General features: G+C 71.5%; 23 protein-coding genes and 1 tRNA gene. 20 read left to right on the top strand and 4 right to left on the bottom strand.

Features of this window, described 5'->3' with window-relative positions:
• Window positions 1–45: 45 nt before the first annotated feature.
• From AC6EXY_RS11400 to AC6EXY_RS11310, 19 genes are all read left to right on the top strand, one after another.
• Window positions 46–222: a hypothetical protein gene (locus AC6EXY_RS11400; RefSeq protein ID WP_499817334.1), complete on the top strand. Its 177-nt coding sequence runs from the start codon at window positions 46–48 to the stop codon at window positions 220–222.
• Window positions 219–464 (top strand): hypothetical protein, encoded by a 246-nt coding sequence (locus AC6EXY_RS11395; RefSeq protein WP_499817333.1) that lies wholly within the window; start codon window positions 219–221, stop codon window positions 462–464. Before AC6EXY_RS11400 ends, AC6EXY_RS11395 begins: the two co-directional genes overlap by 4 nt.
• A complete protein-coding gene (locus AC6EXY_RS11390; RefSeq protein ID WP_499817332.1) occupies window positions 461–715 on the top strand; it encodes a hypothetical protein in 255 nt (84 codons plus the stop codon). The genes AC6EXY_RS11395 and AC6EXY_RS11390 overlap by 4 nt, the downstream gene beginning before the upstream one ends.
• Before the next feature lie 16 nt (window positions 716–731).
• A complete protein-coding gene (locus AC6EXY_RS11385; protein WP_499817331.1) occupies window positions 732–1,148 on the top strand; it encodes an NUDIX domain-containing protein in 417 nt (138 codons plus the stop codon).
• A gap of 297 nt (window positions 1,149–1,445) precedes the next feature.
• On the top strand, window positions 1,446–1,625 hold the full coding sequence (locus AC6EXY_RS11380) for a hypothetical protein (RefSeq protein WP_499817330.1): 180 nt from the start codon (window positions 1,446–1,448) through the stop codon (window positions 1,623–1,625).
• Between the two features lie 88 nt (window positions 1,626–1,713).
• Complete coding sequence (locus AC6EXY_RS11375) at window positions 1,714–1,968, top strand: hypothetical protein (RefSeq protein ID WP_499817329.1); 255 nt, start codon at window positions 1,714–1,716, stop codon at window positions 1,966–1,968.
• On the top strand, window positions 1,968–2,294 hold the full coding sequence (locus AC6EXY_RS11370; RefSeq protein ID WP_499817328.1) for a hypothetical protein: 327 nt from the start codon (window positions 1,968–1,970) through the stop codon (window positions 2,292–2,294). The genes AC6EXY_RS11375 and AC6EXY_RS11370 overlap by 1 nt, the downstream gene beginning before the upstream one ends.
• A gap of 74 nt (window positions 2,295–2,368) precedes the next feature.
• Window positions 2,369–2,560, top strand: coding sequence for a hypothetical protein (locus AC6EXY_RS11365; RefSeq protein ID WP_499817327.1), 192 nt, complete (start codon window positions 2,369–2,371; stop codon window positions 2,558–2,560).
• Window positions 2,557–2,949, top strand: a complete 393-nt coding sequence (locus tag AC6EXY_RS11360; RefSeq protein ID WP_499817326.1) for a DUF6197 family protein — start codon at window positions 2,557–2,559, stop codon at window positions 2,947–2,949. Before AC6EXY_RS11365 ends, AC6EXY_RS11360 begins: the two co-directional genes overlap by 4 nt.
• The gene (locus AC6EXY_RS11355) at window positions 2,946–3,668 is read left to right on the top strand and encodes a PP2C family protein-serine/threonine phosphatase (RefSeq protein WP_499817325.1); all 723 of its coding nucleotides are present in this window, start codon (window positions 2,946–2,948) and stop codon (window positions 3,666–3,668) included. The genes AC6EXY_RS11360 and AC6EXY_RS11355 overlap by 4 nt, the downstream gene beginning before the upstream one ends.
• On the top strand, window positions 3,665–3,856 hold the full coding sequence (locus tag AC6EXY_RS11350) for a hypothetical protein (RefSeq protein WP_499817324.1): 192 nt from the start codon (window positions 3,665–3,667) through the stop codon (window positions 3,854–3,856). Before AC6EXY_RS11355 ends, AC6EXY_RS11350 begins: the two co-directional genes overlap by 4 nt.
• A 37-nt stretch (window positions 3,857–3,893) precedes the next feature.
• A complete protein-coding gene (locus AC6EXY_RS11345) occupies window positions 3,894–4,376 on the top strand; it encodes a hypothetical protein (protein ID WP_499817323.1) in 483 nt (160 codons plus the stop codon).
• Window positions 4,373–4,591, top strand: coding sequence for a hypothetical protein (locus AC6EXY_RS11340; RefSeq protein ID WP_499817322.1), 219 nt, complete (start codon window positions 4,373–4,375; stop codon window positions 4,589–4,591). The genes AC6EXY_RS11345 and AC6EXY_RS11340 overlap by 4 nt, the downstream gene beginning before the upstream one ends.
• A 4-nt stretch (window positions 4,592–4,595) precedes the next feature.
• Window positions 4,596–4,985, top strand: coding sequence for an RRQRL motif-containing zinc-binding protein (locus tag AC6EXY_RS11335; protein WP_499817321.1), 390 nt, complete (start codon window positions 4,596–4,598; stop codon window positions 4,983–4,985).
• 20 nt (window positions 4,986–5,005) lie between these two features.
• Entirely contained in the window at window positions 5,006–5,479 is a 474-nt protein-coding gene (gene ssb, locus AC6EXY_RS11330) for a single-stranded DNA-binding protein (RefSeq protein ID WP_499817320.1), read from the top strand.
• A 99-nt stretch (window positions 5,480–5,578) separates the two neighbouring features.
• Window positions 5,579–6,520, top strand: a complete 942-nt coding sequence (locus tag AC6EXY_RS11325; RefSeq protein WP_499817319.1) for a bifunctional DNA primase/polymerase — start codon at window positions 5,579–5,581, stop codon at window positions 6,518–6,520.
• Window positions 6,517–7,818, top strand: a complete 1,302-nt coding sequence (locus AC6EXY_RS11320; RefSeq protein ID WP_499817318.1) for a DUF3631 domain-containing protein — start codon at window positions 6,517–6,519, stop codon at window positions 7,816–7,818. The genes AC6EXY_RS11325 and AC6EXY_RS11320 overlap by 4 nt, the downstream gene beginning before the upstream one ends.
• Window positions 7,819–8,138: 320 nt before the next feature.
• Window positions 8,139–8,447 carry an excisionase family DNA-binding protein gene (locus AC6EXY_RS11315; RefSeq protein ID WP_499817317.1) on the top strand — a complete coding sequence of 103 codons (309 nt, stop codon included), beginning with the start codon at window positions 8,139–8,141 and terminating at the stop codon, window positions 8,445–8,447.
• Window positions 8,447–9,646 carry a tyrosine-type recombinase/integrase gene (locus AC6EXY_RS11310; RefSeq protein WP_499817316.1) on the top strand — a complete coding sequence of 400 codons (1,200 nt, stop codon included), beginning with the start codon at window positions 8,447–8,449 and terminating at the stop codon, window positions 9,644–9,646. Before AC6EXY_RS11315 ends, AC6EXY_RS11310 begins: the two co-directional genes overlap by 1 nt.
• Before the next feature lie 92 nt (window positions 9,647–9,738).
• On the opposite strand, the gene AC6EXY_RS11305 is transcribed toward AC6EXY_RS11310, so the two are convergent.
• From AC6EXY_RS11305 to AC6EXY_RS11295, 3 genes are all read right to left on the bottom strand, one after another.
• A tRNA-Gly gene (locus tag AC6EXY_RS11305) sits at window positions 9,739–9,809 on the bottom strand.
• A 62-nt stretch (window positions 9,810–9,871) separates the two neighbouring features.
• Entirely contained in the window at window positions 9,872–12,349 is a 2,478-nt protein-coding gene (locus AC6EXY_RS11300) for a glycoside hydrolase family 65 protein (protein ID WP_499817315.1), read from the bottom strand.
• Window positions 12,346–13,116, bottom strand: a complete 771-nt coding sequence (locus tag AC6EXY_RS11295) for an HAD family hydrolase (protein ID WP_101833532.1) — start codon at window positions 13,114–13,116, stop codon at window positions 12,346–12,348. The genes AC6EXY_RS11300 and AC6EXY_RS11295 overlap by 4 nt, the downstream gene beginning before the upstream one ends.
• Window positions 13,117–13,298: 182 nt before the next feature.
• On the opposite strand from AC6EXY_RS11295, the gene dcd reads away from it, so the two are divergent.
• Window positions 13,299–13,898: a dCTP deaminase gene (dcd, locus tag AC6EXY_RS11290; RefSeq protein ID WP_101833547.1), complete on the top strand. Its 600-nt coding sequence runs from the start codon at window positions 13,299–13,301 to the stop codon at window positions 13,896–13,898.
• Between the two features lie 170 nt (window positions 13,899–14,068).
• Here the strand turns inward: dcd and AC6EXY_RS11285 are convergent, their stop codons facing one another.
• Complete coding sequence (locus AC6EXY_RS11285; RefSeq protein WP_101833533.1) at window positions 14,069–16,279, bottom strand: (Fe-S)-binding protein; 2,211 nt, start codon at window positions 16,277–16,279, stop codon at window positions 14,069–14,071.
• Between the last annotated feature and the right edge of the window lie 532 nt (window positions 16,280–16,811).

Below are 16,811 nucleotides of genomic sequence, written 5' to 3'. Positions count from 1 at the left end.
ACACCCACCACCCATCACCCACAGTAACCACAGGGAGGACTGGTCATGTCCAGCAACGACCGCGACCACACCGTCACCGCCGTGGGCGGTGTCCGCCCCGGTAGCCCCCTCGACCGGCTGCTCAACCACGGCGAGTGCCTGAACCGCCGCTGCACCCAGCCGGCCGACACACCGTCGCCGTTCTGCGCCGCTCACCGGGCCGAAGCCGAGGCCGACCAGTGAGCGTCACCACGCACCGGGTCGCCGTGGTCGTGATCGCCGACGTGCCCGGCGTCCACGACCGCGACGCCACCGACCGGCTGGTCGCCGCCGTCGCCGGCCGGCTCGGCACCCAGCTGCCCACCCCCACCGGCCGCGGCCCGCGGCCGCCCGCCATCACGATCGCCAGCGTCCTGTCCCTGTCCGCCGCCGCCCGGGGCGGCGACCTCACCGTTCAGCTCCGCCGGAACGGACGTCCGCGATGAGCACCGAGCCCGCCCCGGCCCCGCCGGGGCCCACGCGCAGGCGAGCGGTGAGCGCCGCCCCGGCCGCGGAGTGCTGCGACTACTGCGACGCCCCGGCCAGCCACCTCTACGACTCCGAGTCGCTGTGCCCCCGCCACCAGCGTGAGCACGGCACCCGCCTGTTCCGCACCCCCGCCGAAACCCGCCGCGCCCGACGCAAGGCCGTCCGCCAGGCCCACGCGCACACCCCACCGGCCAACCCCGCCCCGTAGCCGAAAGGACCCCGCCATGCCCCGCCCCACGCCCACGCTGACCGTCGACGTAGTCCTGTTCACCGCTGACCCCGCCGATGTGCTGCTGATCCGCCGCGGATGGCCCCCGTTCCAGGGCCGCCTGGCCCTGCCCGGCGGCCTGGTCGACCCCGGCGAGACCCCGCTCGCCGCCGCGATCCGCGAACTGCGGGAGGAGACCGGGATCCGCGTGGTGACCCTCGACCCGGTCGCCGTCTACAACCGGCCCGGCCGCGACCCCCGCGGCCCCTACATCTCCCACGCCTTCACCGCCCTGGCCGCCCGTACCCGCCCCCGCGCCGGCGACGACGCGGCCGCCGCCACCTGGACGCCCCTCGCCCAGGCCCGCCGGCTCGCGTTCGACCACGACCAGATCCTCGCCGACGCCGCCCGCCTGAGCGGCCTCACCCGATGACCCTGCTGGGCCGCCTGTTCGGCGGCGCACCCACCCGCCGGCGGCGGGCCGCAGACCCCGCGCTTACCGCCGGTGGCCGGCCGAGACGACAGGCCATGCCGGTCTGCGAGTCCTGCCAGGCCACCGGCCGGCCCCTCACCGTCCGCCGCGGCCGCGCCGTCTGCATGACCCGCTGCCGCTAACCCCACCAACCACCAAGAACCACTCCCGTAAGCCCTTCCTCTTCCCCCCTTTTGCCGCGCACTGGCTATCCCCATGCCAAAAACAGGGTCTCGAAACCAGAAAAGGGAATCGCAGATGAGCCGGATCCGTCAGCGGGTTGATGACGCCCTCGACAGCGAGATGAACCGCCGCCACCTCATCAAGGGCGCTATCAGCCTCACCACCTCGGTCGTCCTTGACCGCGCCAACAACGCGGCGGACACCCTCGACGTCCGCCGGCCGAAGCCGAAGCCCGAGACCGGGGGTGCCAGCTAGAAAACAGCCTCGCCTTTCACCACCTCCACGGGCACTTCTCCGTGTCGACATCGACTATCTCGCTCGCCCATCAGAATTGGGAGATCACATGACCAGCACACTCGCCGCCACCCGGGTCGGGCGAGGCGCCCGCTACCTCGACGAGACGCACCCGGGATGGGCGGACCGCATCGACCCCAGCAAGGTGCTCGACAGAATTTCTCCGCTCTTTCCCAACAGGCGGTCCATCAACTTCTACCAGATGAACGGGGTCGAAAGGGACCCGGCGAGCGGTATCTCGTTCGACGACCTGGAGAAGCTGTGGGCCGTCGAGGCCAAGAACCGTCGAAACGGTGCGGCCTGATGGCCACGATGCTGACCGTCTCCCTCGCCGACGGCGGGACGCAGCGGGTGGCGGGTGTGCAGGTCGCCCGCGGCCTGTACGTCACCCGGCCCCGCGGCGGCACCGGCTGGACGCTGGTCAGCCACGCCGGCCTGGTCCTCGGCGGGCCGTGGGCTCGCCCGGTCACCGAGCTGCACCGCGCCGCCCGTGACCTCGCCGCCCTGCCCGCCCCCTGGACCAGCCCCCACCCGGGCGAGGTGCACCACGCCCTCGCCAACCCCCGCCTGCACGCCCAGGTACACCGCGTCCTCGACGCCGTGACCGCCGGCGCCTACGAGATCAGCTGACCCGCTGCCGGGACGCGCGAGGACCCAGCCCCGCGCGTCCCGGCACCCACCCGGCAAGGAGCCGTCCGCCCCCCATGCACCCCGAACTCGCCGCGATGATCGACGACCGCAAGGCGCAGGTCACCAGCTGGAGAAGCCGCCTGGCGCGCCTCGACCCGGGCGGCGACGCCGCCGCCGACCTGCGCGGGCGCATCACCGCGCTGAACACCGAGATCACCCGGCTCGGTGGCACCCCCGACCCCCACCGCCACACGGAGATGACATGACCACCCCGACCACCGCCGCCGCCCTGCTAAGCGCCGCCCGCACCGAACTCGACCGCCGCGGCTGGACCCAGCACCACTGGCAGCGCCCCACCGGACAGGTCTGCCTGGCCGGCGCCCTGTGCCTGGCCGCCGGCTCGCCGCCCGACGACGGCATCACCGCCGCCCGGCTGGTCGGCGGCGTCGGACCGTTCACCGACGCCGTCGACGCCCTCGCCGGACAGCTCCCCGACCGCACCAACTACCCCGCCGGCATCAACCTCGACTGCCTCGTGGACATCGTCATCGCCTGGAACGACCGCGACGGCCGCACCCTCGACCAGGTCCACACCCTGCTCGACACCACCATCACCACCCTCAACACCACCAGCACCCCGGCGGACACCCGATGAGCCCGCAGCGAATCGCCGCAGTGACCGTCCCCCATGTCGCCGTGTCGACCCGGCGGGGCACCCGCGACCACAACGCCGACGCCACCGCGATCCGCATCACCAGCGACCTGGCCGTCGCCGCGATCGTCGACGGGATCGGCAACTCCACGAAGGTCGCCCACGCCGCCCAGCTCGCCGCCGACGTCACCGCCCGCATCGCCGCCCGCTACGGCGGCCTGGCCGGCATCCTCACCGCCGGCGCCCTCCTCGCGGACGACGACCCCGACGGCCCGGAACCCGACGCGGTCGCCCTCGTCGCCGTCGCCGACCCGGACAGCACCGTTATCCACTGGATCGGTGACTGCCGCGCCTACGGACTGACCGGCGGCATCCTCCGCCAGTACACGACCGACCACACCGTCGGCCAGCAGCTGCGCGTCAACGGCCTGCCCGCCGACGTCGCCGAGGATCACGACAACTGGGTGCGCACCACCCTGAGCCGCGCCGTCGTCGCCACCGTCTACGAGGTCGTCATCCCCGCGGAACGCCTGGTGGTGCTGACCACCGATGGTGTCCACGACAGCATCACCGGGACCGAGCTGACCGCGCTGGTGCTCCGCCACCAGAACGACTTGCAAACCCTCGCGGACACGATCACCGGCGCGGTCCAGCCGGACAGTGACGGCTACCGCGACGACGCCACGGTCATCGCCCTCGCGCCCGCCGGTCCTCACCCATGAGCCCACGAACCGCCGACAGCGGCGATCCGGTGTGCGAACGGTTCGACTGCACCGCTCCCGCCGTCGTCATCCTCGCCGACCCCGCCGGCGACCGCATGAACGTCTGCCCCGACCACCACCAGGAGGCGCTACGCGTCTCCGACGGACTGATCCGCGGCATCGGCCTCGTGCCCCGCACCCGCCCCTGAACACACCCCACCCCCACCACGAGACCTGGAGAAGCAGATGGGCCTGTTCCGCTCGAAGAAGACCACCCCGCCCCCGCCGCCGCCCGCCACGAAGAAGGCCCGCACGGGCAAGAAGACCGCCGCCGCTCCCGCCGCGACCGGAAACCGCAGAGCGAAGCCCGCCACCTCGACGCCGACCCCGAGGAAGAAGACCGCCGCGGCCGCCCCGACGCCGAAGAAGAAGCCCACGAAGAAGGCCGCCGCACCCCAGCCCGCGACACGCAGGACCGACCCGCCGCCGCGGCCCGCACGCCGGCCCTCGACGCCCACCAAGACGACCACGACCACGCCCCGACTCACCGACGATCAACGCGCCCAGATCGCCAGGCGGACCTGCATCGACCACGAGGCGTTCGCCCCCGGCGACGGCCTCCAGCCGCACGAGGTGATCGTCAAGGACAACGGGGAGATCTGGATCGACCGGCGCGCCAGAAGCTCCTGGGCCAAGCCCATCCACGTCGGCTACTGGACCGCCCAGTGACGGCCAGCACGCCCCGCGTCGGCAGCCGGGTCCGGATCACCGAAGTCGTCGACGGCCGCACCCGCACCTCCGAACCGATGACCGTCGCAGAGGTGTTCTGCATCCCCGACGCCCGCGGCTGCGCCACCTCCAGCGACTGCGGCGCCTGCGGGGTCTTCCTGCGCAGCCCCGGACTCTCGACCGTCGTTGCGCAGCGCCACCTCGTCCCCGAGTGACGCCGTGAGGTTCCACGACCCCGGCGGCGACCGGTTCGGCATTCCCACCTTCCCGTACCGGCTCGCCCCCGACCATCTCGCCACCCGCGCCCAGCTGCGCGCGCTGGGTCTACGCCCCACCGCCGACCCGGTCGCCCAACTCGCCTGGCGAGGACACCCCGCACGCCGCAGCGGCGCCGGCTACCGCACTGCAGCCCTCTACCACCTCGCCCACACCCAACTCGCCGACCCGCCCAGCCCCGGCCGGCTCGCCCAGCTCGCCGCCGCCCGCGCCCGCCGTCGCCTCTGCCCGGCCTGCCACACCCTCGCCGGCTACGTCATCCCCGCCCGCTACGGCCACTGCCTCACCTGCGAAGAGACCACGCCCGTGTCACTCCTGCACCCCGCCGCCTAACCGCGAAAGGACCAATTCCTGTGGCCAACGAAACCCCGCTGACCGTCGTCGGGAACCTCACCGCCGATCCGGAGCTGAAGTTCACCCCGAACGGGGTGGCGATGTGCCGGTTCACCGTCGCCTCCACCCCCCGCCGCTACGACAAGACCACGAACCAGTGGGCCGACGGCGACGCGATGTTCCTGAGCTGCACCGCCTGGCGTCAGGCCGCCGAGCACGCCGCCAAGTCGCTGGACAAGGGCACCCGGGTGATCGTCACGGGCCGGTTGCGCCAGCACCACTGGACCACCGACGAGGGCGAGCACCGGTCGATGTTCGGCCTCGACGTCGACGACGTCGGCCCGTCCCTGCTGTTCACCACCGCCGCCGTCACCCGCACCGCCCGCGGCAGCGCCCGCCAGGACGACGACGTCTGGTCCACCGCCACGCCGACCCGCCCGGCCGGCACCGCGGGCCAGTCGGAGCAGGGCTTCAGCGACGAACCGCCGTTCTAGACGCCGTCCCGCCCACGGCGACGAGGAGGGGCAGGCCGGGCCACACGCGGACCGCCTGCCCCGCCCCGCCGCCCCCGCCTACAGGAAGGAGCCGCGCTGATGCCCGTGTTCGCGTCCGGCACGCTCGCCGTCGCGCTCAACGCCGCGTTCCGCGGCTGGCACGTCATCCCCCTACGCCCCGGCCGGAAGGTCCCGCTCGCCCACGATGTCGACCACTGCCCGGCCACCGGGCCGTGCGCTGGCGGGCACCGCACGTGGGAGCAGCGCGCGACGTGCGACCTCGCGCAGGTCGAAGCCCACTGGCACGCTCACCCCCGCCACGGGGTCGGGATCGCGACCGGCCCGTCCGGGCTAGTCGTCGTCGACCTCGACACCCCCAAACCCGGTGACCCCCCGCTCCCGCCCGCCTGGCGGGCCGAGAAGGTCCGCGACGGCGCCGATGTCCTCGCTGTCCTCGCCCGCCGCGCCGGTGTCGAGGTCCCCCGCACCTACATGGTCCGCACCGGCCGTGGTGGCTGGCATCTCTACTACGCCGCCCCGCCCGGCGTCCGCCTGGGCAACACCAACCGCACGCTGGGCCCGTGGATCGACACCCGCGCGTGGGGAGGGCAGGTCGTCGCCGCCGGCACCCACGTCGCCGGCCGCCCCTACACCCGCGTCCGGGACCTTCCCGTCGCCCCGCTACCCCCCACCCTGTTTCAGCCCCTCCTCACCCCGCCCCGACCCGCGCCGCGCCCCGTCGTCCTGGCCCTGCCCGCCGGGCGTCGCACCGCCTACCTCAACGCCGCGATCAGCCGGCAACTCGCCTACGTCACCGACGCCACCACCGGGGGCCGGAACACTGCGCTCTTCCGGTCCGCCGTCGCACTCGGACAACTCGCCGCCGGGGGCGCGCTCACCGACGGCGAGGTCACCGACATGCTGAAGCAGGCTGCGGAAATCCACATCGGCGTTGACGGCTTCACCTGGGCGAGCGTCGAGGCCACCATCCGCTCCGGTCTGCGTGCCGGTGCCGCCAAGCCCCGGCAGATCCCCGCATGACCGCCCGACCCCCGGTCGACGGCGCCGCTCTCCTCGACATGCTGCGCGCCGCGCTGGTCCGCTACGTCGTGCTCCCGAGCACGGAAGCCGCCGACGCCGTCGTCCTGTGGATCGCCGCCACCCACGCCCAACCCGCCTGGGCCCACGCGCCCCGCCTCGTCATCCGCGGACCGGAAAAGCGGTGCGGCAAGAGCAGGCTCCTCGACATCACCGAAGCCACCGTCCACAACCCGCTGATCACCGTCAACACGTCCAGCGCCGCCGTCTACCGCTCCATCGACGACGACCCCCCGACCCTGCTCGTGGACGAAGCGGACACGATCTTCGGGGGGAAGAACGCCGACGCCAACGAGGACCTCCGCGGTCTGCTCAACGCCGGACACCAACGCAACCGCCCGGCGATCCGCTGGGACAACGTCAGCCGCACCCGCGAGATCCTGCCCACCTTCGCCATGGCCGCACTCGCCGGCATCGGCGCCATGCCCGACACCATCGAAGACCGGGCCGTCGTCGTCCGCATGCGTCGGCGCGCCCCCGGGGAAACCGTCTCCCCCTACCGCCACCGCCGCGACCGCCCCCACCTCAACACGCTCGCCGGCCAGCTCACCGACTGGCTACGCCCCGACCTCGCCGCGTTGGAACGCGCCGAACCCGCCATGCCCGTCGAGGACCGCGCCGCCGACACCTGGGAACCACTCGTCGCCGTCGCCGACCACGCCGGCGCCCACTGGCCCGCCCGCGCCCGCCGCGCCGTCCTCGCCCTCACCGAGCAGGCCGCCGACGCCGCCGAAGTCTCCACCCGTATCCGGCTGCTCACCGACATCCACGCCGCATTCACAGCCCTCGGCGACCCGCCCGCCGCCCGCACCGAGGAACTCCTCAAAACCCTCAACAGCGACCCCGAAGCCCCCTGGGCCACCAGCGGACCCAACGGCCTCACCGGCAAGAAGATGGGCGACGTCCTCCGCGACTTCGAGATCAAAAGCGACACGATCCGGTTCCCGGTCGGACAGGCCAAGGGCTACCGCGCCGCCGACTTCACCGACGCCTGGCGCCGCTACACCCCCACCCCACCGGGGGTATCCGTACCAGCCGTACCAACCGTAAAACCCCAGGTCAACCCCGGTACGGATCCCGCCGGCGGTACGGATCGAACCGTACCAACACCCCTGCCTGGTACGGATCAATCCGTACCAGCAACCCCATCCGTACCACCCCTGACCAGCGAAAACGAGCTTGGTACGGATGGGACGGATACCCCCGGCAGCAGCGCGCCCACGGACCAACGCACGGCCTGAACCCACACCCACCACGCGACGATCCCACCCGCCCACACGCGGCCCCGGCGACCGCCTACCAGCAACCCGCCGGGGCTGCACTCCCCGCAAGGAGCACCCCCACGCCCCAAGCCCACGTCCCGTCGGAAGACAGGACATCAACGCCGAAGGAGTCTCATCTGACCGCTAGCACCCAATCCACGGCCTGACCAGGGCTCTAGCGGATAGCAGCCCCCATCAACCAGGCCCCGAAACCGCCAAAAACGGCCCCGGCGAACACCGCCAAGCACCCGCCAGGGCCGCCCGCCCCACCGCTCAACACGGAAGAAGGCGACCCCATCGTGACCCCTCCGCCCACCCGCCGATACGCCCACGGCCCGACCGGTGTGGTCTCCGCCCCGGCACATCCGCCGGCCGCCGCGCCATTCCCGCCCCACGGCGACGTCCTCACCGTCGACCAGGCCGCCGAGCGGATGAACATGAGCGTCCGCTACGTCCGCCGCCTGGTCGCCGACCGCCGCATCGCCTACCACCGCATCGGCCGATCGATCCGCCTCACCGCCACCGACGTCGACGCCCACCTGGCCGCCGGACGCGTCGAACCGCTGACCACCTCCGAGGTATGGCGCGACCTGCGGAGCGTCGGCTAATGCCCGCTCGCCGCCGCTTCGGCAGCATCCGACGCCGCGAGTCCGGCCGCTACCAGGCCCGCTATCCGGGTCCTGACGGCCGGATGCGGAGCGCCCCCGACACCTTCGCCCGCCGGAGCGAAGCCGAGCGGTTCCTGACCCTCGTGGAAGGTCAGATGCTGCGCGGCGAGTGGATCGATCCGGAACGCGGGAAGGTGACCGTCACCGACTACGGAACCCGCTGGATCGCGCAGCGGCCGAACCTCCGCCCGTCGACGGTCGACCTTTACACCAGCCTGTTCAACCGGCACATCGTGCCGGAGCTGGGTGGCGTGCAAATCGGCAGGCTTACCACCCCGATGGTCAGGGAGTGGCGGGCGACGCTGCTCAAGAAGGGCGTGTCGGTCGGGATTGCGGCCAAGGCCTACCGACTACTGCGCGCGATCCTCATGACCGCAGTCAAGGAGGACGAGATGATCCGGGTCAACCCGTGCCGGGTGCCCGGCGCCGACCAGGAGCACGCCGCAGAACGCCCGGTGTTGACAATTCCGCAGGTGTACGCGCTGGCCGACGCGCTCGGCGCCCGATTCCGGGCGTTCATCCTCGTCACCACCTTCGCCTCGCTCCGCTGGGGGGAAGTGACGGCGCTCCAGCGCCAGGACGTCGACGCCGACGCCGGCACCGTCCGAGTGCGCCGCGCCCTGGTCGAGATCCGCGGCCAGGGGCCGACGCTGGGGCCACCGAAGTCGCGCGCCGGGATTCGGACCGTCGCCCTGCCCGCCGCGATCCTTCCCGACCTGCGCACCCATCTGAAGGACTACGTGCCGGACAGGCCGGATGCGTTCGTCTTCACCGGGCCGAAGGGCGCCCTTCTGCGGCGGGGGAATTTCCGGACGCTCGTGAAGTGGGGGGACGCCGTGGCCGCGATCGGCGCTCCCGGACTGCACTTCCACGACCTGCGTCACACCGGGAACACCCTGGCGTCCAAAGCGCCCGGCGCGAGCCTGCGCGACCTCATGGCGCGCATGGGGCACGACTCGCCGCGCGCCGCCCTCATCTACCAGCACACGTCTACCGACGCGGACATAGCCATCGCGGACGCCGTTAACGCGCGCCTCAGCGACCGCCAGGCCCCGCCGAAGCCGAGCCGACCACCGACCGACACGAGCCCGGAAGACGACCCCGACGACGGCGCCGCGGGGGCCCTGGTCCCCGCTTAATGGCCCGTGGATGGCCCGTAGCTCATGCGAGACCGTCCGAACGATCGCCGCCCCTGGTTGGAAAGGGCAGCTGACCAGGGGCGGAGGAATAGAGCGGGCGACGGGAATCGAACCCGCGTTGCAAGCTTGGGAAGCTCGTGTTCTGCCTCTGAACTACGCCCGCGTGGTACATGCGCATCATACAGGAGGCCCAGGCCACCGAAGCGTGGGGATCGCCGGTGACGGTCAGCCGTCCACGGCACCCACTATGCGCCCTCTGCTCGCTCCTCCTCGGCTGTTCCCGCCGCCACCGGTGCTCGCCCACCCGCCCGCGCTGGAGCCCGCGCCCGAGGCAGGCTTGGTGCCCCCGCCCGACTGGCGCTGGAACCGCAGCGGCTCGCGCCCGGCCGGCTGCCGGGGCGGGTCGAGCACCGGCGGGGGCGGGACGTCCAGGCTGACCGGCTCGTCGGGCTGGACGCGCACCGTCTGACCGTGGTGGATCAGGGTCATGGCGGGCCCGTCGGAGAGGGTGTAGGTGGCGGTCGCGTCGGACACCTCGACCCGCAGGCGGCGGCCGCGCACGAGCAGGCCGAAGGCGAGTCGGGTGAGGCCCTCGGGAAGGCGGGGTGCGAAGGCGATGACCTGGCCGCCGTCGCGCAGGCCGCCGAAGCCCTCGACCAGGGCGATCCAGCTGCCGGCGAGAGAGGCGATGTGCAGGCCGTCGCCGGTGTTGCGCTCGATGTCGCGCAGGTCCATCAGCGCGGCCTCACGCAGGTAGTCGTGCGCGAGGGAGAGATGGCCGCATTCGGCGGCCATGACAGCCTGGCAGCAGGCCGAGAGGGACGAGTCCCGCACGGTCAGAGCTTCGTAGTAGGCGAAGTTGCGAATCTTCTCGTCGTCGGTGAACGACTCTCCGCATCGCTGCATCGCGAGCACCAGATCGGCCTGCTTGACGACCTGCTTGCGATAGAGATCGAAGTAGGGAAAGTGCAACAGCAGGGGATACTGATCCGCCGTGGTGTGTTCGAAGTCCCAGACCTGGTGTTCGGTGAAGCCCTCGGACTGTGGGTGGACGCCGAGGTTCGGGTCGTAGGGAATGAACATGTCCTCGGCCGCGTCCCGCCAGCTCGCGGTGACCTCCGCGTCCACGCCGAGCTCGGCGGCGAGGTCGGGATGGCGGCGCGCCGCCTCGGCGGCGGCGAGCAGGTTCCGCTTCGCCATCAGGTTCGTGTAGACGTTGTTGTCGGCGATCGCCGAGTACTCGTCGGGCCCGGTGACGCCGTCGATGCGGAAGCGTCCCTCGAGGTCGTGGTGGCCCAGCGAGCGCCACAGCCGGGCGGTCTCCACGAGCAGTTCCAGGCCGACCTCGCGCTCGAAGCGGTCGTCCTCGGTGACGTTGACGTACCGGGCGACCGCGTCCGCGATGTCGGCGTTGACGTGGAACGCCGCCGTCCCCGCCGGCCAGTATCCCGAGCACTCCTCGCCGTGGATCGTCCGCCAGGGGAAGGCCACACCCCCCAGGCCGAGCAGCTCGGCGCGTTCCCGGGCCAGCGGCATCGTCGTGTGCCGCCAGCGCAGCGCGTCCGCGGCGGCGTCCGGCGCCGTGTAGGTCAGCACCGGCAGCACGTACGACTCGGAGTCCCAGAAGGCGTGCCCGTCGTAGCCCGGCCCGGTCAGGCCCTTGGCCGGGATCGCGCGCCGCTCGGCCCGCGCCCCGGCCTGCAGGACTCCCAGTAGCGCGAACCGGACGGCCTGCTGGACCTCGGGATCGCCGTCCACCTCGACGTCGGCACGCTGCCAGAACGCGTCGAGGTACTCCTTCTGCTCCCGCACCAGCCCGGCCCAGCCGGTCTGGCGGGCGGCGACGAGGGCGGCCACCGCCTGGTCGCGCAGCGCCGGCAGGGACCGCTGCTCCGACCATCCGTACGCGAGCCACTTGACCATCCGCAGCTTCTGGCCGGGCATCAGTACCACGGTGGCCGTCACCCGCCCGGCATCCGGCTCACTCTCCGCCGAGACGGCCAGCGAGTCCGGGCCCTCGAAGTGATGGTCGATCGCCGCCGCCACCCGGATCTGGCTGTGCCGGGTGATGTGCACCGTCTCGGCCCTGGTGCCGCTGGCCAGGTGCCGCTCGGAGATCAGCGGTGACTCCAGCACGGCGGCCGCCCGCGGATCCCCGCGCCACACCGGCAGCTGCTCGTTGGCGACCAGCTCCGACTGGACGACGATCCGGGTGGGATCGTCGAGCGCCTCCACCTCGTAGTAGAAGGCCGCGATCGACCGCTGGGAGAACGAAACCAGGCGTTCCGTGTGCACCCGGATCCGCTGGCCGGCCGGCGAGAGCCATTCCGCGTCCCGGCTGAGCAATCCCTCCCGGAAGTCGATCACCCGCTGGTGGGAGCGCAGGTCGCCGTAGCGGATGTCGAAGGGCTCGTCGTCCACCAGCAGTCGGACGAGCTTGCCGTTGGTGACGTTGATGACCGTCTGGCCGGACTCCGGATAGCCGTAGCCGGCCTCGGCGTAGGGCAGCGGGCGCAGTTCGTGCACGGAGTTCAGGTAGCTGCCGGGCAGGCCGTGCGGATCTCCCTCGTCGAGGTTGCCGCGCAGGCCGATATGGCCGTTGGAGAGCGCGAAGAGCGACTCGGACCGGCCGAGATCGTCGAGGTCAAGCCCGGTCTCGCGCAGTGACCAGGGCTCGATCAGGTAGCTCGCCTTGTCGATCATGCCTGGCCTCGCCCCCGGGCGGCCGCCTCGCGCAGCTCGGACAGATCCCGCACGACGACGTCCGCGCCGTACGCCCGCAACGCCTCGGCGTGCCCCGACCCGACCCGGTCGACGCCGACGACGAAGCCGAATCCCCCGGCCCGGCCGGCCTCGACGCCAGCCAGCGCGTCCTCGAAGACGGCGGCCCGCTCCGGCGTCACACCGAGGGCCCGCGCGCCGGCGAGGAAGGTGTCCGGCGCAGGCTTCCCGGCCAGGTGGTCGTGCTCCGCGACCGTTCCGTCGATGATCGCGTCCATGAACCGCTCAAGATCGACCGCTCGCAGCACCGCACGGCAGTTCGCGCTGGCGGAGACCACCGCCCGCGGGATTCCGCGCGCGACGACCTCCTGGAGATAGGCCACCGAGCCGGGATAGACCTCGACGCCGTCCGCCTGGATGCGTTGCTGGACGAGATAGTTCTTCCGGTTGGCCAGGGCATGGATCGTCAGGGCGGACGGCGGATCGTCCGCGGTGCCCTCGGGCAGGCGGATGTGGCGGGAGTCGAGGAAGGCGCGGACCCCGTCGACGCGAGGCCGGCCGTCGACGTGCTCGCCGTAGTCATGGTCGAGATCGAAGGGGACGAACGGGTCGCCGGACCGGCTGGCCCAGTTCTCCAGGAACTCGTCGAACATCTCCTTCCACGCCGCCGCGTGGACGGTCGCCGTGTTCGTCAGCACACCGTCGAGATCGAACAGGCATGATCCGACGTGATCGGGTAGCCCGAGCATTGTTCTCCCGCCTGTGTCCGCGTCGTTCCCGTCGCCCGCTGGCCGCCACCGGCCGGAAGCCCCGTCCCCCTCGGGTGTTCCGGCGCGAGCAAGGCTCTCCTACCCCCGTCACGCTACGTCCCAACGTGAGGAACAACGGGCGGCCGGTGAAGATCGACGGCGCATGCTCTAACGTCCACGGCGTGCTGCTGTCCGACCGGGACATCCGGGCCGAGATCACCGCGGGCCGGGTCCGTCTCGAACCCCACGACCCCGACCTGATCCAGCCATCCAGCATCGATTTGCGACTGGACCGCTGGTTCCGGGTCTTCGCCAACCACCGGTACAGCCACATCGACCCCTCCATCGAGCAGGAGGACCTCACCGAGCTCATCGAGCCCGACGGGGACGAACCGTTCGTGCTGCATCCCGGCGAGTTCGTGCTCGGCTCGACGCTGGAGGTCGTCTCCCTGCCCGACGACCTCGCCGGCCGGCTGGAGGGCAAGTCGAGCCTCGGGCGCCTGGGGCTGCTGACCCATTCGACGGCGGGCTTCATCGACCCGGGCTTCTCCGGGCACGTGACCCTGGAGCTGTCGAACGTCGCGACACTGCCGATCAAACTGTGGCCGGGGATGAAGATCGGCCAGCTGTGCCTGTTCCGACTGACCTCGCCCGCCGAGCACTCGTACGGCTCGGCGATCTACGGCTCCCGTTACCAGGGTCAGCGTGGTCCGACGCCGTCGCGCGCCTACCGGGACTTCACCCGCTGGCCCATTCGCAACGGCCAGAACCCGCCAGCCTGACCGCACTCGGCGCGGCGGGTCGCCACCATGCCGGCCCGTCGCCACGCCGGCTGCCCGGACGCGGTGACGACCGGACGAGGTGACGACCGGACGAGGTGACGACGAAGGCCCAGGGCGGCGCGCCATCGACGCGCTGCCCTGGGCCTCAGGGTCGGGGAACGGCTACCGGATCAGGCGACCGGCTCGGCGGGAGCGGGCTCCGCCGGGGCCGCGGGCGCCAGGGAGCGCGCCAGCAGCTGGGACACGTCGAGCACCTCGACGCTCTCCTTCGCCTCACCCGCAAGCTTCTTCTCGGTGACAGCGTCGGTGAGCATCACGATGCAGAACGGGCAGGCGGTCGACACGACGTCCGGGTCGAGGCCGAGGGCCTCCTCCATGCGGTCGACGTTGACCCGCTTGCCGATCTTCTCCTCCATCCACATCCGCGCGCCGCCGGCGCCGCAGCAGAAGCCGCGGTCCTTGCAGCGGTGCATCTCCTGGCCGCGGATGCCGGGGATGGCCTCCAGGATCTCCCGCGGCGGCGTGTACACCTTGTTGTGCCGGCCGAGGAAGCACGGGTCGTGGTAGGTGACCGACGACTCCACCGGGGTGACCGGGACCAGCTTGCGCTCCTCGACGAGCTTGCCGAGCAGCTGGGTGTGGTGGATGACCTCGTACTGGCCGCCGAGCGAGGAGTACTCGCGGGCGAGGCTGTTGAAGCAGTGCGGGCAGGTCGCGACGATCTTCTTGACGCCCGTCTCGTTCAGCAGCTCGATGTTCGCCTTGGCAATCTCCTGGTACAGATACTCGTTGCCGAGACGCCGCGCCGGGTCACCGGTGCAGGATTCGTTCGTGCCGAGGATCGCGAACGACACGCCCGCCGTGTGCAGCAGCTCGGCGAACGAGCGGGCGACCTTCTTGGCCCGGTCCTCGATGGCGCCGGCGCAGCCGACCCAGTACAGGTACTCGACGTCGTCCGGGATCCGCTCGCCGTCATCGAGGATTCGCACCTCGAACGGCAGGCCCTCGGTCCACTCGGTGCGGGTCCGCGGCGAGACGCCCCAGGGGTTGCCGTTGTTCTCGAGGTTGCGCAGCATGACGCCGGCCTCGGACGGGAACGCCGACTCGATCATCACCTGGTAGCGGCGCATGTCGACGATGTGGTCGACGTGCTCGATGTCCACCGGGCACTGCTCGACGCAGGCGCCGCAGTTGGTGCACGACCACAGCACGTCGGGGTCGATGACCCCGCCCTCCTCGGCGGTGCCGACGAGCGGGCGGTCGACCTGCGGCTGCCCCGGCTGCGGGACCCGGCCAAAGCCGGACTCCGGCACGCCGTGGTGCGCGTGCGCGTCCTCCTCGACCCCGGTGACGGCCTTCGGCGCCTCGGCACCCTCGCCCTCACCCGCGCCCTTGGTGGCGAGCAGGTACGGCGCCTTGGCGAACAGGTGGTCGCGCAGGTCCATGATGATGAGCTTCGGCGAGAGCGGCTTGCCGGTGTTCCACGCCGGGCACTGGCTCTGGCACCGCCCGCACTCGGTGCAGGTGGAGAAGTCGAGCATCGCCTTCCAGGAGAAGTCCTCGATCTTGCCGACGCCGACGATCGGCTCCTCCTCCTCCATCAGCTTCTCGATGTCGGGGGTGGTCGCCAGCGGGCCGAGGGCGACCGGCTCCCGCTTGAGCACGACGTTGAGCGGCGCGAGCCCGATGTGCAGGTGCTTTGAGTAGACCACCAGCACCGAGAAACCCATGATCACGGCGATGTTGAGCAGCAGGAACGCCGTCTCGATGTTCTCGTTCGCGTCGTGCGAGAGTCCGGAGAAGATCCGGCTGACCACATAGGAGGCGAAGGCCCACTTGGTCTGACCCTGCGGCAGGTTGCCGGTGTTCCACTGCGCGCCGCGGTAGACGAGCAGAGTCACGATGACCGCGGTGATCAGGCCGAGGATGACCCAGGCCGGGCCGGTGTGCGACCCGTAGAACCGGGACTTGCGCTCCAGCCGCGACGGTGCGTTGCGCACCCGGATGACGGTGAACGCGGCGAGGCCGGCGAGCACCGCGACGGAGAAGAAGTCCTCCAGGAACCCGATGGCCGCCCAGTGGCCGAACAGCGGGATGTGGAAGTCGTCGTCGAACAGGCCGCCGTAGGCCTCGATGACGGTGAGCAGCAGGATCGTGAAGCCCCAGAAGGTGAAGAAGTGGGCCAGACCCGGCACCGACCACTTCAGCAGCTTGCGCTGCCCCCCGACCTCACTGATCTCGGTCCAGATGCGGCGGGGCAGGTCGTCCAGCCTGCCCTCGGCCGGCTGCCCCGACCGGATCAGCCGGAACAGCCAGAACACCCGGCGCCCGGCAACCGCGAGAGCGATCAGCGTGATCGCTCCACCGATCGCAATTCTCACAGCATCCTCCATCTGGACCCACCGTCACGGGCGAGCCTACTCGTACCGGTCAGTAACATATGGGGCGAGTGAGGCGCGCCACCCGCCGGGCGCGCTACAGCCCGTCTACCCGCCAAATCTCACCCTCCGAATCCATAACGAGACAATGGATGAGCATCGGGGGCGACGGCTTCACCGCCTCCACCCGACCCTGCCACGACGTGGTCCGAGCGGCCCGACATAGGGGGTCCGAAGGTCCGATCACCCGCGCGAGACCGGCGGGACTGCTACTTTCAGTGGCAGACACCCAACCGACGCGCAACGCCCGGCATCGTCACGACCCGCGCCACCCCACGTCGCGAAGGCACCCCATCCGATGATGTCAACCCTTGTGCTACAAGGTCGATCGACGCACCATAGGGTCGGCCTTTCGCCCATGGTGACCGGGCGATCGAACGTCCCGCGGTGCCCGCTCCGCTGAGGCATCCGCGGGCCTCGTGCCAGCGCTGTCGCGACGACGCCCGGCGTACCCGGCGGGCGGGCCCCAACCCAC

This window comes from Frankia sp. RB5 (assembly GCF_059816245.1).
Note: the sequence above shows the minus strand (reverse complement) of the source record. Positions and strands in the feature narration are given on the sequence as shown.

What these genes read in the sequence shown, in the direction of transcription:
- AC6EXY_RS11350 (WP_499817324.1), top strand. Translation starts at nt 3,665, where the DNA reads ATGAGCCCACGAACCGCCGACAGCGGCGATCCGGTGTGCGAACGGTTC.
- AC6EXY_RS11310 (WP_499817316.1), top strand. Translation starts at nt 8,447, where the DNA reads ATGCCCGCTCGCCGCCGCTTCGGCAGCATCCGACGCCGCGAGTCCGGC.
- AC6EXY_RS11360 (WP_499817326.1), top strand. Translation starts at nt 2,557, where the DNA reads ATGACCACCCCGACCACCGCCGCCGCCCTGCTAAGCGCCGCCCGCACC.
- AC6EXY_RS11295 (WP_101833532.1), bottom strand. Translation starts at nt 13,116, where the DNA reads ATGCTCGGGCTACCCGATCACGTCGGATCATGCCTGTTCGATCTCGAC.
- AC6EXY_RS11370 (WP_499817328.1), top strand. Translation starts at nt 1,968, where the DNA reads ATGGCCACGATGCTGACCGTCTCCCTCGCCGACGGCGGGACGCAGCGG.
- AC6EXY_RS11380 (WP_499817330.1), top strand. Translation starts at nt 1,446, where the DNA reads ATGAGCCGGATCCGTCAGCGGGTTGATGACGCCCTCGACAGCGAGATG.
- AC6EXY_RS11390 (WP_499817332.1), top strand. Translation starts at nt 461, where the DNA reads ATGAGCACCGAGCCCGCCCCGGCCCCGCCGGGGCCCACGCGCAGGCGA.
- AC6EXY_RS11385 (WP_499817331.1), top strand. Translation starts at nt 732, where the DNA reads ATGCCCCGCCCCACGCCCACGCTGACCGTCGACGTAGTCCTGTTCACC.
- AC6EXY_RS11320 (WP_499817318.1), top strand. Translation starts at nt 6,517, where the DNA reads ATGACCGCCCGACCCCCGGTCGACGGCGCCGCTCTCCTCGACATGCTG.
- AC6EXY_RS11375 (WP_499817329.1), top strand. Translation starts at nt 1,714, where the DNA reads ATGACCAGCACACTCGCCGCCACCCGGGTCGGGCGAGGCGCCCGCTAC.
- AC6EXY_RS11325 (WP_499817319.1), top strand. Translation starts at nt 5,579, where the DNA reads ATGCCCGTGTTCGCGTCCGGCACGCTCGCCGTCGCGCTCAACGCCGCG.
- AC6EXY_RS11400 (WP_499817334.1), top strand. Translation starts at nt 46, where the DNA reads ATGTCCAGCAACGACCGCGACCACACCGTCACCGCCGTGGGCGGTGTC.
- AC6EXY_RS11365 (WP_499817327.1), top strand. Translation starts at nt 2,369, where the DNA reads ATGCACCCCGAACTCGCCGCGATGATCGACGACCGCAAGGCGCAGGTC.
- AC6EXY_RS11345 (WP_499817323.1), top strand. Translation starts at nt 3,894, where the DNA reads ATGGGCCTGTTCCGCTCGAAGAAGACCACCCCGCCCCCGCCGCCGCCC.
- AC6EXY_RS11355 (WP_499817325.1), top strand. Translation starts at nt 2,946, where the DNA reads ATGAGCCCGCAGCGAATCGCCGCAGTGACCGTCCCCCATGTCGCCGTG.
- AC6EXY_RS11300 (WP_499817315.1), bottom strand. Translation starts at nt 12,349, where the DNA reads ATGATCGACAAGGCGAGCTACCTGATCGAGCCCTGGTCACTGCGCGAG.